This window comes from Bacillus sp. C1, assembly GCF_054570475.1.
The window spans coordinates 840,520-855,410 of the sequence record NZ_JBTMZT010000002.1 but is presented as its reverse complement, the minus strand read 5'-3'; the positions used below and the strand labels follow the sequence as shown (position 1 = coordinate 855,410).

The following is a 14,891-nucleotide window of genomic DNA, read 5'->3' as shown; positions in this document are numbered from 1 at the left end:
TAGCACACCGACAATTGCTTCAATAGAGCGGTCTACCATAATCCCAACAAACGCTTCTCGCTCCACACCTTTCTCTCGTAACACACGAGCAACTTGATTTGCCCGTTCATTCAACTCTCTATAAGTTACCGTCGCTTCTTCAAACACAACAGCTAATCGATCTGGATGTTTCTCTACTTGTTCCTCAAACTGTTCATGAATTGTTTTTTCACGCGTATACTCTGTTTCTGTTTGATTGAATTCTTCTAAAAGAATCTTTTTTTCTTCTTCTGAAACAATTTGAATATCTTCTATAAAGACTTCATGATTTTCACGAAGTTGTTTTATAATTTGTACAAAATTAGCAAATAAATTTTCAACAAACGCTCTTGTAAAGAATCTCTGATTATACGTCATTTTGATAGTGTAACTCTCACTTAATATGATTGAACAAATAAAGTGAACGTTATAATCAATTGTAATATCGTCTCCAAATGCAACTAAATAATCCATAAAATTACTACATTGTTCTTGTATTACTTGAATACCTGCTTCAAAAAAATGCTCCTCAAGTTCTACATTATGCTTATATGTTCTAGCTAATACTTCAGTAAAAGGTTCATATTTATGATGTTTCACCCTTATCGGAATAATTGGCACAGTTGTTTTTCCCGAAATTTCCTTCCTTAAACTAGAACTGAAAACAATATCGTCTCTATTATGGTATTTCTGTAATAAAATACCCCAAATTACTTGGAAAACACTTTGTAATTCAACCTTCTCTTTTTTAGCTAACAAAGCTAGTGAACTTACTAAATCTTTATGTAAATGAAAATTTTCTTCTTGAAAGTCATCCTTACTACCTTCCGCTCCACATATTTGTCTAGGGATCTTAGCAACATTTTCATAGTCTTGTAAATATTCTTTTATGTATAATTTGAATTGTTCTAGTTCGACCTCTCTGAGTTTTTCCAACTTCATACAACCTTTCTCCCTAAATATTGACGGTTTGAACCGTTGTAGAAGTGCCAAAAAATAGTTTCTGGCACATAATTCTGTTTTTCTGAATATTAAAAATATTAAACAGGTATTTCACATATTCAAAACTAGTAACTTATAGTTACAGTTGTCATACTGTTCTTTTCATACAATCTATCCTTCTATTTTTATGCTTCTTATCTTTTAAACACTTTCATTTTTATTTCAGTTTCTGGAACTAGTGTTGTTAAAGCAACTGGTCTCACAGGTTCTTTGTTTAGCAACTCGAAACGATACTGTTTCCCGATCACAGCTGCAACAAGCACTAATAATACAAGAGAGAAATCTTTTCCAATACAAATCCTTGAACCTAAACCAAACGGAAAATAAGCATTCTTATCTAAATTTCTAATAAATTCATTCGTAAATCGTTCTGGGTTAAATTCATTAGGATTTGTAAAATATTTTTGGCTTCTATGCATGATATATTGGTTAAATGTAAGAACACTACCTTTAGAAATCGTATAATCTTCTAATTCTATATCTTCAATTACAGCGCGACCAATTTGATGAGAAGGTGGGTATAATCGCATTGATTCCAAGAATATCTGATTAGTATATTTTAATTTTTGGACATCTAAGAAGTCTGGTAAGTTTTCAGATAGTACGGTATCTAATTCATCCCAAAACTTATTTTCTACTTCCGGATGCTGTGCTAACAAATACCAAGTCCAAGTTAATGCTGTAGCTGTCGCCTCATAACCTGCCAAAAACATTGTTGCTACATTATTACGCATTTCTTGCTCTGTTCCTTCCGCATACTCACTTTTACTTTGCGCCTGAACCAACATAGATAAAAGATCATGAAATTGTTCTGAATTCTTTTTGCGTAGTTGAATCCCTGTGTAAACTACTTCATCAAAAGACGCAATTAGCCCTTCCACTTCTTGTTCTTCTTCTTGTGTTAATGGTCTTGGTATCACAAATATTTGCAGCAATCTGTTTAATGTTTGATTTATTAACTCAAATTGTTCTGAGTTAATTTGTTCACCAAACATATTTTTAGTGATAATCCGGATGGCTAAATCCATCATTTGATTGAAAATATTTATTTCGTCTCCATTTTTCCAATTGGAAATAAACTCTTGCGTACAATTGACAATCCCATCTGTCATCACATCAAACCTTTTTTTGTTAAATGCTGGATTGATCCATCGACGTTGATTTTTATGATCTTTTCCATTACTAACAAAAACTGAATCCCCAATAAAGCGCTCTAACACTTTATGCCCATGAGGAACTTTTATAATTTTCGACGAACTTTTGGCTAAAATCTTACCCACTAGTTCCGCATTTAATACATAATAAATATTTCCAAATTCCTTCATTGTTATTTGAAGCATATCAACATCATCACTGTGCTGTTTCATAATTTTTTCAAACAAATCAACTAAATTCCCCGCAAAATCCTTAGGAGAGCTTTCAAGATTAACAATTTTTAAGTTTGTAGTAGACTCCATTATTATCCTCCCTTAATACACATTAATAATTTTATAAAACGTTACAAACATCTAAAAATTCGGATAATTACAGATAAAACTATTCGAATGGATAAATGATAACATTTGTGTAAATTAAAGGAAAGCTTTTTTATCAAAAAAAAACAGAAAAGTGAAATTAATGTAAATTATTTCAGGGAACGCTTGTAAACTATTGCCAAATTATGAGTGTATAGTGTAACATTAACTTGTATGGTTCATATAAATCCATATCCATAATACGTCGTTTCTAAACAAAGAGCAATTACAGTATAGAACAGAATAACGTATCGAAACTTCTTTACTACACCTTGGTTTCAATTGTTAAATTTATTTACTTTCTAACAACTAGAATTGGCAAATTATTTTGTGACTACTGTAATTAATCATCTAAGTATAGGAGATTACGAAGAAATTTCATCTATAATTGGAGGTAATGCGATGACACCAAATCAAGTAATGAAATAAGTATTCCTATTTAGTATTCTTACAATAGTCATAAATGGAAATTCCTCTGCTACTCTAGACCCAAAAATCTTATATACGGGATATATGCTGCTATTAGAGCTGGACATTGTCAGAGGTATACGTACATTAGTGACTAAAAATAACTAGGTTTAATCAAACCAATCCACGGTGAAAAAATTTTCAATCCTTATTTTTTTAAAGTTTATGTTTAATACAATTAAACATAAACCATTTCAGACACTAAAAACTATGATTTATACTTAGTATTCATGAGGCACTATCAATAAATATACATTTAAAGTCATCTAAGTATACGTGCACGAAATTGCGAAGAAATTTTATCTATAATTGGAGGTAATATATTATGACACTAACTAAAGTAATGAAATGGGGAGCCCTAATTGGTATCCTTTCAGTAGGCTTGAATGCATTTCTCTATTACGTTGTAGGCCAAGAAAATGCTCAATACGCGATGTATGGTGGTCTCTTACTTTCCATTGTCTGTGCTACGCTTATGTTAGTTACTAGAAATAACTAGGTTTAATCAAACCAATCCACGATGAAAAAATTTTCAATCCTTATTTTTTTAAAGTTTATGTTTAATACAATTAAACATAAACCATTTCAGACACTAAAAACTATGATTTATACTTAGTATTCATGAGGCACTATCAATAAATATACATTTAAAGTCATCTAAGTATACGTGCACGAAATTGCGAAGAAATTTTATCTATAATTGGAGGTAATATATTATGACACTAACTAAAGTAATGAAATGGGGAGCCCTAATTGGTATCCTTTCAGTAGGCTTGAATGCATTTCTCTATTACGTTGTAGGCCAAGAAAATGCTCAATACGCGATGTATGGTGGTCTCTTACTTTCCATTGTCTGTGCTACGCTTATGTTAGTTACTAGAAATAACTAAGTTTCAATCAAACATATCCACGGTGGGAAAAAATTTCAATCCTTATTTTTTTTTTCAGTTTATGTTTAATACAATTAAACATAAACTGTTTCAAACACTAAAAATTATGATTTACATTTTGCATTCATGAGTCAATATCAATAAATATTATGAAGTATATGTTTCAGTAAACTTTTACTCTATCTGTATGAAATATACATAAATATTAATTATCCGAGGTGATAGTATGGAAAAGCAACCTGTATTACAACTGAAAAATTTAACAAAAACTATTGAAAAGAAGGTGATTGTTGACAATCTATCGCTAGATATCTATCCAGGGGAAGTTTTTGGTTTTTTAGGCCCAAATGGAGCTGGGAAAACATCCACGATCCGAATGATTGTTGGATTATCTTTGAGCACAAAAGGAGAAGTTTTCATTCAAGGTCACAATTTAAAAAGTCAATTTTCCAAGGCAATTGCTCATGTTGGTGCTATTATTGAAAACCCTGATCTTTATAAGTATCTAACTGGCTATAAAAATTTATTACATTTTGCTCGTATGCATAAAGGAGTAGATCATAATCGAATTATGGAAGTATCAAAGTTAGTCGGTCTAGAAAACAGACTTCATGAAAAAGTTGGAACCTATTCTTTAGGTATGCGCCAACGATTAGGACTAGCACAAGCACTGCTTCACTCTCCATCATTACTTATTCTAGACGAACCGACAAATGGACTTGATCCAGCAGGAATTCGTGAATTCCGTAACTATATTCGAAAACTAGCTCACAAGGAAAACATGGCTGTATTTGTTTCCTCGCATTTACTCCAAGAAATTGAACTCATGTGTGATCGAATAGGAATTATCCAAAACGGGAAACTACTTAAGGTACAAAATATAGCCGACTTAAAAGCGTCATCAGATATGGTTGCTTATTTCCAAGTGGAGCCTGCTAATGTTGCTATTTCTTACTTTAAAGAAGTTTTTCCTGACCAATCTATTCAAATTACAGATAAAGGAATTCCCATTACTACTGATAAAGAAAATATATCGACATTAATGAAAGAACTACTAAATTTAGGATGTCAAGTTTACGGAATCCAATATGAGACACAAACATTAGAAGATAAATTTTTAGAAATTACAGAAGGTAACAAAATATGAGTCTACTAAACTTAATTAAAAATGAGAACATGAAACTTTATCAACAACGTACCACTTATATATCTTTCCTTATCGCATACATTTTAACTTTTTCATTTGTATATATACAAACATTACAAGGAAAAGTAGTTGCTACATCTTTTTGGGAATTTACTGCTTATGTGGTTCAAAGTGCTAATCAGGCCTTCTTTGTTCTTACTGTTATAATCGCTTCTCAAATCATTAACAGCGAATTTTCAGGAGGAACAATTAAACTTTTATTAATTTCATCTAATTCTCGGGCAAATATCTTACTATCAAAATATCTTGCCACACTATTATTTTCACTATTAGGGTTTTTGGGAAGCATTATACTAGGATGTATAAATGCAGCTATACTATTTGGTTTTAAGGGAATTACTCAACTAGATGTAGCTCTTTCACTTTCTGGGCCTATTATGCTCAAACTATTAATTTTTCCATTCTACACATCTGTAGCTTTTGCGCTAGCTATTTTGACTCGTAATATCGGGCTTAGCCTCCTGATTAGTTTAATGATTTCTCTATTTACTAGTAATTACATCCCTATTATTCCAGGGTTTAGTATCCCTTTATCTCTAGGAATCTGGACGACATTCTATATGATTTTCACAATTATTGGATGGACACAATTCAAAAAACAAGATATATAAGTTAGGAATTAGTAGAAGGAGTTTAAAAAATGAAAAAAAATGCAAATTGGATTAGTATAATACTCGTTTTCATTGTATTAATTGGCGGAGTATTGGCTGTAAATAGTCTCTTTACAAAGGATTTCAAAACACAACAAAAATCAATTTCAGCAAGCGGAATCGACAATATAGACATCAATAGTGATCTAGTAGGAATTAAAATTCACCCTAGCCAAGATGGAAAAATCCATGCAAATATAGCAGGTAAAGCTTCGAGACTTGCTGATTATGATGCGACTATTTCTTCAAAAGGCCAGTCAATCGAAATTCATACAGTAGAAAAAAATGGGGGAGCTTCTGCTTTGAGCCTCACAAAAACGATTGCTTTACATGTTTATCTACCGGAAAAAGACTTTAAAAAAATAGCGATAAGTACGAAAATGTCGAGTTTACATGTTAATAGTAATTTACACACTAAAAAATTAGAATTTACTAGTAGTCTTGGCAATCTTGATGTACAAAGATTTACCGGAGAAAAATTTACCGTTAATACTGGTGGGCATGTTCGTATTAACAAGTTGAGTGGAGATGTTAATATCAAATCAAATTCCGGAAATATACAAATTAATGAATGGTCACATCTTCTAGCAAATAGCGAAATTTATACAAACAAGGGAAACGTTCAAATCGGTGCAAATAAATTACCAAGCTCTCTTTCCCTTGATCTACATTCAAATGGATATATCGAGACTAATCTAGATATCACAAATTCAAATACAGAAAACCATTGGAAACAATCGGGTATAAATAAAATTTCAGGGAGTATTGGGCAAAAAACGGAAAATACTCCGAAAGCTACTATAAGTAGCGATACAGGTAAAATTTCAATAAAACAATAGGAGTGGCTACACATGAGCGTTATTCATCATATTCAAAATGAAAATATGAAAATCTATAGTAAACCATCTAGTTGGGCTTTGATTGGAATTGCTTTTCTTTCTGTTTTATTTGTTCTCCTCTTAAGTGCAGTGAGTGATGACCAAAGTACTCTAGGCTTCTGGGAAACTGTTTGTTATTTATTTCAAACAGAAAATCAAATTTTTTACCTTATTATTATAATCACTGTTTCACAAATTGTAAGCAATGAATTCTCATCAGGTACTGCTAAATTACTATTCATTCGTCCGTTATCTCGTCTTCAAGTCATGGCTACAAAATTATTAGTAGCAATTTTATTTTCAATTTTGCTATTGATTATTAATCTTATATCTTGTATTGTAATGGCTACCATTTCTTCAGGATTTGAAGTGATATCAACTGCTGATTTTTATCAACTTTTGATACTTATTAAACTAAAATTTTTCACTTTAATATTTTATTCCATTCTATTTTTCTCTGTTGCTCTGTTTACTAAAACTTTAATCCTTTCAATAATCATGTGTCTAGTCATTATGAGTGGGCTACAAAGCTTACCTAGTATGATGATCATACCTCAAACTAGCTTTTATATTTCAGCTATCGGTTGGACCATTTTCTGTTTTATCATTCTAATCGGATCGCTTATCCACTTTAAAAGAAGTGATATTTAATAAAGCTATAGTGCTCTAACAAACAACGGACTATACTAAAACAGTTACTATATTAACACCAGATTAACTTTTTTGAGTTCTCTGAATATAGAAGGTAACTCCCAACTGTTATAAAGCACACCTTCGATGGGAGATTACTGTTCGATCGCACAAGAGACACAAAAAATAAAAAACATGCCAAAAAACTACATGTTAATCATCAAAAACTGTAAAAAAATATCACATTCTTTTCTCTGCTAATATATTGAGAAAAGAATGCGATATACAGTTGAAATGAATCCTCAGTAGACATTTCCTTTATTAAGCTGTTTTATTATATTCCTCTTTTTTTACTGCTGTTGAAAAACGTGGAAAGCCTATAGCAATAGAAATTATGCCACAAATCCCAACCAAAATTGGATAAAATGCATATGGTAACAATTCAATTGGAGACAGTGCCGCAAATCCCGCCGCTGTTAACATTTGCGCCCCATACGGGATTATCCCTTGAATACAACATGAAAATAGATCCAATACACTTGCTGATTTTCTTGGATCAATTTCGTATTGATCAGCAATACTTTTTGCAAGTGAACCCGTGCAAATGATAGAAATGGTGTTATTTGCTGTACACATATTTGTCAAACTGACTAAGCCAGCAATTCCAAATTCCGCACCTTTTTTCGAACGAATATTACGTGTCAACATATCCATTAAATATTGAATACCACCATTATATTGAATAATTTCAACCATTCCACCAATTAAAATGGCTAGTAGCACGAGCTCCATCATTCCACCGATTCCTGTTGTTACACTTTTAAAGAAACTTTCCAATGTATAACTTCCATCTATAAGTCCAATAACTCCAGCTAGCACTGTTCCGCCTGTTAATACAATAAGTACATTCCATCCAAGTAACGCCGTAACAAGCACACCAGCATATGGTAAGATTTTCACCCAATCAAACGTCTGAGCTTTTATTTCTGTATGATTTCCTAATGTAATGAAAACCAATAATAAAATTGTAATGATTGCAGCTGGCAATACAATTAAAAAGTTTGTTTTAAACTTATCCTTCATTTCTGTCCCTTGCGAACGAACAGCTGCAATTGTCGTATCAGAAATAAATGATAAATTGTCACCAAACATCGCTCCTCCGACAACTGTCGCCATTGTCAATGCAATCGAAATATCTGTTTGTCCACTAATCCCTACAGCAATTGGTGCTAATGCAGCAATTGTTCCCATTGAGGTCCCCATTGCTAACGAAATAAAAGCACCTATAACAAAAATTCCGGCAACGATAAATCCTTGCGGTAAAATAGACAGCGCTAAATTTACTGTAGCATCAACCCCGCCCATTCCTTTGGCCGTTTCAGAAAATGCACCTGCAAGTACAAAAATTAACACCATAATCATAATATCTGGATTGCCAGCACCCTTAGCAAATCGTTCTACTTTAGCTGTAAAGCTTTCTTTACGATTCATTACTAATGCAGTCCCTACAGCAATTAAAATCGCTACAAGTATTGGCAACTTATAAAAATCACCTGTAATAATCCCAGAGCCAATAAATAGCGCTAAAAATATTCCAAGCGGTAATAAAGCTAAGCCATTCCCCTTCGTTTGTTTCAAAATAACATCTCTCCCTATTTCTAAACCTTTTCTTTCTACAATAAAAGACCTCTTCCCAAGAGAAGAGGTCTTATACATCTATAAGAAACACTCTTCTCATCTGTCAAGCACACGCTTGCTGGATTTGGCACAGCACTCTAAAATCGAGTCCGCTGCCGAGGCATCGTAGGGCCAGTCCCTCCGCCTCTCTTTATAAGAAGGTTTCATATTTTATTTTTAATAATAATTTCTTTCCTAACTTTACTCGCTTACAAATCAAAAGTCAATTATTATTTGCATAAAAAAAGTTAGTATTTTTTGGAATTTGTACAAAAGGGCGAATAATCCAAGCATTTCACACAAATATCACTTTATTTTTTGAATTTCTGTTTTTAAAATTGTAATCCAAGAAAATTTTCCTTTTTCAATTGTTGCGATAAGCCACTTAGCTGTACTCCAAGCTACATCATACTCTTCTTTAGAAATATCTCCGGCTCTATACGCTCCTTCTAATTCATCCTCATCTAGCAAATATATATTACCATTAGGTAATAATACTACATCTAAATATAAATCATCAAAATACGGCATACCGCGTTCATCTATTTTATATTCTTTTGCCACATCAATATAATACTGAACCAATTCTTTTTTTTCATTTAACATAGCTGTAATTGCAAAGTTCTTATCGTTTATAAAATATTGCAACCACGTATAATTGTCATTTGCAATACAAAGTTTTTGATGATTATATCGCTTATAACTAGGCTCTTTCACCTTTTTCATCTGCAATGTACCTAGCATACCATTTTGTACGTGTTTCACTGAATACGATTTCTCTATTAAGCGATTCCACGACGAACCATCCCCATACTTTCGTTTCATTTTTCTTAACACCCCAGTTCTATATGAAAAGCCCCCACGTCTTACGTGAGGGCTTTCGTAACAACCATTAAGCTGCTTGTTTCTCTGAAATCTCTTTTAAATAGGCTTGTCCTTTTGCTTCATCATATTGACCTTCCCACTTAGACATAACAACAGCTGCTAAAGAGTTACCTACTACGTTAACTGCTGTACGTGCCATATCTAAAATACGGTCAATACCTGCGATAAATGCTAAACCTTCTGCTGGAATGCCTACTGTACCAAGTGTTGCTAATAATACAACGAAAGATACACCTGGTACACCCGCAATACCTTTAGATGTAACCATTAGCACAAGTAACAATGTAATTTGTTGTGTAATGGATAAATCAATACCGTACATTTGCGCTAAGAAAAGTGCCGCAATTGCTTGATATAGCGTCGATCCATCTAAGTTAAACGAATAACCAGTTGGAATAACGAAAGATGTAATTGCTTTCGGACAACCGAATTTCTCCATCTTCTCCATAATTTTCGGTAAAACCGTTTCTGAGCTCGCAGTAGAATATGCTAAAATAAGCTCGTCTTTTAAAATTTTGAAAAATTGGAAAATATTAATTCCAAATAATTTCGCCGTAAGTCCTAATACAACTACAACGAAGAAGATCATTGCTCCATATACGACAATTAGTAATTTTCCTAATGGAATTAATGAAGATAGACCAAATGTCGAAACTGTAACACCAATTAGTGCAAATACACCAAATGGAGCAAATTTCATAACTTGGTTCGTTACAAAAAACATTGCATCAGCTACGCCTTGGAAAAATTGAAGAACCGGTCTTCCTCTTTCTCCAATTGCTGCAACTCCTAAACCGAATAATACAGAGAAGAAAATAATGGCAAGCATATCGCCATCAGCCAATGATTTCATAATGTTCGTCGGAACGATATTTACAAACGTATCCGCAAACGAGTGACTTTGTACTTGCTCTGTTGTAGCTGTATATTTAGAAATATCTGTCTTTGTCAATTTATCCATATCAACGCCGTTTCCAGGTTGGAAAATGTTCGCTATCAATAAACCGACAACAATTGCAATTGTTGTAATAATTTCAAAATAAAGTATTGTTTTTCCGCCTAATCGGCCTAGTTTTTTTATATCACCAACGCCAGCAACACCAACTACGATACTGGCTACAACGATTGGTACAACAATCATTTTAATTAATCGAATGAAAATATCACCAATTGGTTGTAAATATCCTACTACCTCTTTATTGCCATAAAAGATCGCCCCAACTGCAATACCAAGTGCAAGCCCTATTAAAATTTGCCATGCAAGTCCAATTCTTTTCATACTTACTGCAACCCCCTTCTTTGATGCTATAACTCTATGTTTCTATTAAGCCAATAGACCAATAAATCAAGAGCAATACATATTATTCGACAATTCACTACATTTTGTCCCTGTTAAAAATGATAAATCAAAAAAGGAAATCTGACAACAAAATAAATTTGCACGAATACAAATAATTTTCTTGACAAGAACAAAACCCATGTCAGAAAACCTAACATGAGATCAATTCCATAGCGGATATATCCATACTTTTTCTCCTTTATCACTATCTCTATTAAGTAATATAATATACAAAATTTACCTCATTTCCGACAATTCATAGCATATTTATAATAATTTCGTTACATTATGATTACAACAATAGACAGCATTCTTGCGCTTATGATATATACATCATAGAGAAAGGAGCTAGACAGCAATGAAAAAGAAACTGACAACTTTTAGCGTTTTAGCAGTAAGCACGATTCTTGTTTCTCAATTTCTATCACCTGTATATGCAGAAACAAGTCAAGATAAATTATCTAATATTCAATCTGAACTCGAAGGCAACCAACAAGAGTTGCATAATAAATCAGCTGAAAAAGAACAAATAGAAAAAGAAATTCAAGAGCTTCAGAAAAAAGTTGATGATTTAACAACTTCTATTAATAAAAACGAAGCTGATTTAAATGATATAAAAAAAGAAATTAGTAAAACCCAGCAAACAATTGCCGAAAAAAAGAAGCTGATCGAGCAATTACAAACAAACATTGATACTCGTCAAGATGTCATTAAACAACGACTGCAATCTATGCAAGAAAAACCGCGAACAAATATCATAACTGAAGTATTAATGACTTCAAACAACTTCGCAGATCTTGTTGATAATATGTATTCTGTGAGCTTAATTTTAAACAACGATACAGATATCGTAAAAAAACAAACAACTGATCAAGAAACTGTAAAAACGGAAAAAGAGACCATTGAAAAGAAAGAACAACAACTAAAAGAATCCGAGCAAAAAGCGGAGCAAAAGCAACAAGAACTTCAAAAAAATCAACAGGAGCAACAACAACTTATTAGCGATTTGCATAGTAAAGTATCAAAAGTAGATTCCGAGATTGAAGGTTTAGAAGAATCCAAAAGCATTTTAGAAAATCAGCGCCAAGCTGTTCAAAAAGCAATTGAAGAAGAAAAACGTGCAGAAGAAGCTCGGAAAGCTGCAGAATTACAACAACAAGAAGCTGCCACTAAAGCAGGAGCGCCACCGTCCGATTCAAACAAAACTGGCTTTATAAAACCAGCCGAAGGAAGATTTAGTTCAGGGTTTAACGACCCTTCCCGCGGTCACCACGCTGGTTTAGATATCGCAAATTCTGGTACAGTACCAATTATGGCAGCTGCTGATGGTGTTGTCATTCGCTCTGATATGTCATCTAGTTACGGAAATGTTGTCTATTTATCACATCGAATGAACGGAAAAACATATACAACAGTATACGCTCATATGAGCAGCCGCTCTGTATCGGTCGGACAAACTGTAAAGCAAGGACAACAGTTAGGGGTTATGGGGAACACCGGGCAATCTACTGGTCAACATTTACATTTTGAGATCCATATTGGTGAATGGAATGTAGGTAAAACAAACGCAGTTGACCCTGCTGGTTATATCGGAGGTTAAAAAAGGCTCGGTGCATACCGAGCCTTTTTTTCAGAGTGTTAGGAGACCTCCTGTTCTTTTGTCGTTTTTTGCTGTTTAGTCGATATCCTTTGTCGAATTGCTGATATATTGTAAGAAATGATCGATATATTTGAAAAATCGTCGATAAAACTTCATTCACCATTCTATACGAACCAACCTCGCCAGATTATCATGTTTCTTTTTTTAATTTCGTAGTATTTCCCCTTCTCTACGGCCTAAAAAAGACTCGGTGCACGCCGAGTCTTTTTTTATTTTGTAAACATTTTAAAAACACCAATTACATTTAAAAATACAATTACTACCGTTATTGGAATAATATAACGTAGCAAGAAAAACCACACATTAAATAATGTTTTTCCTTTCACTTCTGTAACTTCTAGTTCCTTCATTAATAAATCTTTATTCATTTTATTCGGTACAAACAATGAAATTGCTAGTACACCTAACGGCAGCAATACATTACTTACCACAAAATCCACTAAGTCAAAAAATGTTTTCCCGAAAACTTTCACATCACTCATAACTCCAAATGAAAGTGCACATGGAATTCCAACTACAAAAATGAGTAATCCAATAATAAACGATGCTGAAGGGCGTTTTTTCTCATTATCTTTCGCGACGGATGCCACAACAATTTCAAGCATCGAGATTGCCGAAGTTAATGTTGCAAAGAAAAATAAAATTAAAAACATAATAAAGAAAAATTGTCCGAATGGTATTTTTGCAAATACAGCTGGAAGAACAATGAACAATAAACCAGGCCCTTCTGTTGGTTTAACTCCTAAAGCGAAAATCGCTGGGAAAATCGCGAGTCCTGCAAGCACTGTAATAAAAATTGTTAAGCTCACAATTGATGTTGCTGATTTCGCTAAATGCTCTTCTTTCTTTAAGTATGAGCTATAGGTTACCATTACCGAAGCCCCTACTGTTAGCGAAAAGAAAGATTGTCCCATTGCATATAAAATTGTATCCGCTGTTAACCTTGAAAAATCGGGCTTTAAGAAAAACTCTACCCCAGCCCATGCACCATCAAGTGTAAGAGAACGAATAATAATCGCAATAAACAAAATAAATAATAGCGGCATCATATACTTACTTGCCTTTTCGATCCCTTTTTCTACACCTTTACTTACAACAAAAATAGTACAAAGCATAAAGAGGAACTGCGCACCTACTGCACTAGCAGGATTCGAAATTGTTTGTTCAAACAATTTCCCATACTCAACCGCCCCATTCCAAAAGCTTCCTGTCAAACTATAATATAAATATAATAAAATCCAACCACCTACAACACTGTAAAAGGCTAGTACACTAAAGCAAGTAACAACCCCCATACGACCAATCCATGGATATAATTTACTGTTCGGTACTAACAATTTATATGCAGTAACCGCTTCTTTTTGTGTACTACGACCAATGACAAACTCCGCTAAAAGAAGAGGCATACCAATAAATAAAGTTAATAATAAGAAGACTAAGAAAAATGCTCCGCCCCCTCCATTACCTGCAACGTATGGAAACTTCCATATCGCCCCAAGCCCTACTGCGGCTCCAGCTGCTGCGAGCACAAAACCTATTTTCGATGTCCATTGCTGTGTTTCTTTCATTGTAATTTCTCCTTTTCTGAATATTTACACTTTTCCCAATTATACACTTTCATTTCATACTCGCACACCTCCTTTTAGAAAATAAAAAAGTCCCCTACACGCTTACTATGCATGTAGAGGACGATATATGTAATAAAATACCGTGGTACCACCTCGATTGGATTAAAACAATCCCACTTGTTCAGGTACAGGAAAAATTCCGATACCCTATCCTTGTAACGGCGGAACCCGGGCTGCCTACTAAAATGTTCAGCATACCTCTCGCAAGCCCATTCTGTATATTTTATCGTACTGGGCTCGCACCTTATCCCAGCTCTCTGAACGCATCAAATATACGTACTCTTCTTGCTCATCGATTTCATATGTTGAAGTTACTTGTGATTATAGAGGAGATTACTATATTTGTAAAGAAGAATTTATTATGCTATATACACTACTGCCAAGAAGGACACAAAGTTACCTCCCCTCATTTTTCCGCTTTGGAATAGGTAAAATCTAGATCTAA

General features: G+C 33.6%; 13 protein-coding genes, 1 riboswitch and 1 other annotated feature. Of the genes, 7 read left to right on the top strand and 6 right to left on the bottom strand.

Features of this window, described 5'->3' with window-relative positions; genetic code table 11:
• A partial coding sequence (locus ACX5JI_RS10895; protein WP_459501042.1) for a condensation domain-containing protein occupies positions 1 to 960 on the bottom strand: 960 nt, incomplete at its 3' end.
• Positions 961 to 1,154: 194 nt separating this feature from the next.
• Complete coding sequence (locus ACX5JI_RS10890) at positions 1,155 to 2,477, bottom strand: cytochrome P450 (protein ID WP_459501041.1); 1,323 nt, start codon at positions 2,475 to 2,477, stop codon at positions 1,155 to 1,157.
• A gap of 850 nt (positions 2,478 to 3,327) precedes the next feature.
• On the opposite strand from ACX5JI_RS10890, the gene ACX5JI_RS10885 reads away from it, so the two are divergent.
• From ACX5JI_RS10885 to ACX5JI_RS10860, 6 genes are all read left to right on the top strand, one after another.
• Positions 3,328 to 3,501 carry a hypothetical protein gene (locus ACX5JI_RS10885; protein ID WP_459501040.1) on the top strand — a complete coding sequence of 58 codons (174 nt, stop codon included), beginning with the start codon at positions 3,328 to 3,330 and terminating at the stop codon, positions 3,499 to 3,501.
• 217 nt (positions 3,502 to 3,718) lie between these two features.
• Positions 3,719 to 3,892, top strand: a complete 174-nt coding sequence (locus ACX5JI_RS10880; protein WP_459501040.1) for a hypothetical protein — start codon at positions 3,719 to 3,721, stop codon at positions 3,890 to 3,892.
• Between the two features lie 226 nt (positions 3,893 to 4,118).
• Positions 4,119 to 5,039, top strand: a complete 921-nt coding sequence (locus tag ACX5JI_RS10875) for an ABC transporter ATP-binding protein (protein ID WP_459501039.1) — start codon at positions 4,119 to 4,121, stop codon at positions 5,037 to 5,039.
• Complete coding sequence (locus ACX5JI_RS10870; RefSeq protein ID WP_459501038.1) at positions 5,036 to 5,710, top strand: ABC transporter permease; 675 nt, start codon at positions 5,036 to 5,038, stop codon at positions 5,708 to 5,710. The genes ACX5JI_RS10875 and ACX5JI_RS10870 overlap by 4 nt, the downstream gene beginning before the upstream one ends.
• Positions 5,711 to 5,739: 29 nt before the next feature.
• Positions 5,740 to 6,588, top strand: a complete 849-nt coding sequence (locus tag ACX5JI_RS10865; protein WP_459501037.1) for a DUF4097 family beta strand repeat-containing protein — start codon at positions 5,740 to 5,742, stop codon at positions 6,586 to 6,588.
• A 12-nt stretch (positions 6,589 to 6,600) separates the two neighbouring features.
• On the top strand, positions 6,601 to 7,278 hold the full coding sequence (locus ACX5JI_RS10860; RefSeq protein ID WP_459501036.1) for an ABC transporter permease: 678 nt from the start codon (positions 6,601 to 6,603) through the stop codon (positions 7,276 to 7,278).
• Between the two features lie 300 nt (positions 7,279 to 7,578).
• On the opposite strand, the gene ACX5JI_RS10855 is transcribed toward ACX5JI_RS10860, so the two are convergent.
• The 3 genes from ACX5JI_RS10855 to gltP all read right to left on the bottom strand — a co-directional run bounded on the left by ACX5JI_RS10855 (position 7,579) and on the right by gltP (position 11,098).
• Positions 7,579 to 8,895 carry a Na+/H+ antiporter NhaC family protein gene (locus ACX5JI_RS10855; RefSeq protein WP_459501035.1) on the bottom strand — a complete coding sequence of 439 codons (1,317 nt, stop codon included), beginning with the start codon at positions 8,893 to 8,895 and terminating at the stop codon, positions 7,579 to 7,581.
• A gap of 93 nt (positions 8,896 to 8,988) precedes the next feature.
• Positions 8,989 to 9,094: riboswitch (SAM riboswitch) on the bottom strand.
• Between the two features lie 146 nt (positions 9,095 to 9,240).
• Positions 9,241 to 9,759 carry a ribonuclease FAU-1 family protein gene (locus tag ACX5JI_RS10850; protein ID WP_459501034.1) on the bottom strand — a complete coding sequence of 173 codons (519 nt, stop codon included), beginning with the start codon at positions 9,757 to 9,759 and terminating at the stop codon, positions 9,241 to 9,243.
• A 67-nt stretch (positions 9,760 to 9,826) separates the two neighbouring features.
• On the bottom strand, positions 9,827 to 11,098 hold the full coding sequence (gene gltP / locus ACX5JI_RS10845) for a glutamate/aspartate:proton symporter GltP (protein ID WP_459501033.1): 1,272 nt from the start codon (positions 11,096 to 11,098) through the stop codon (positions 9,827 to 9,829).
• Between the two features lie 418 nt (positions 11,099 to 11,516).
• On the opposite strand from gltP, the gene ACX5JI_RS10840 reads away from it, so the two are divergent.
• Positions 11,517 to 12,758, top strand: coding sequence for a murein hydrolase activator EnvC family protein (locus tag ACX5JI_RS10840; protein ID WP_459501032.1), 1,242 nt, complete (start codon positions 11,517 to 11,519; stop codon positions 12,756 to 12,758).
• A gap of 269 nt (positions 12,759 to 13,027) precedes the next feature.
• Here the strand turns inward: ACX5JI_RS10840 and ACX5JI_RS10835 are convergent, their stop codons facing one another.
• Positions 13,028 to 14,386: a sodium-dependent transporter gene (locus tag ACX5JI_RS10835; RefSeq protein ID WP_459501031.1), complete on the bottom strand. Its 1,359-nt coding sequence runs from the start codon at positions 14,384 to 14,386 to the stop codon at positions 13,028 to 13,030.
• Positions 14,387 to 14,499: 113 nt separating this feature from the next.
• Positions 14,500 to 14,748 (bottom strand) — a binding site (T-box leader).
• Between the last annotated feature and the right edge of the window lie 143 nt (positions 14,749 to 14,891).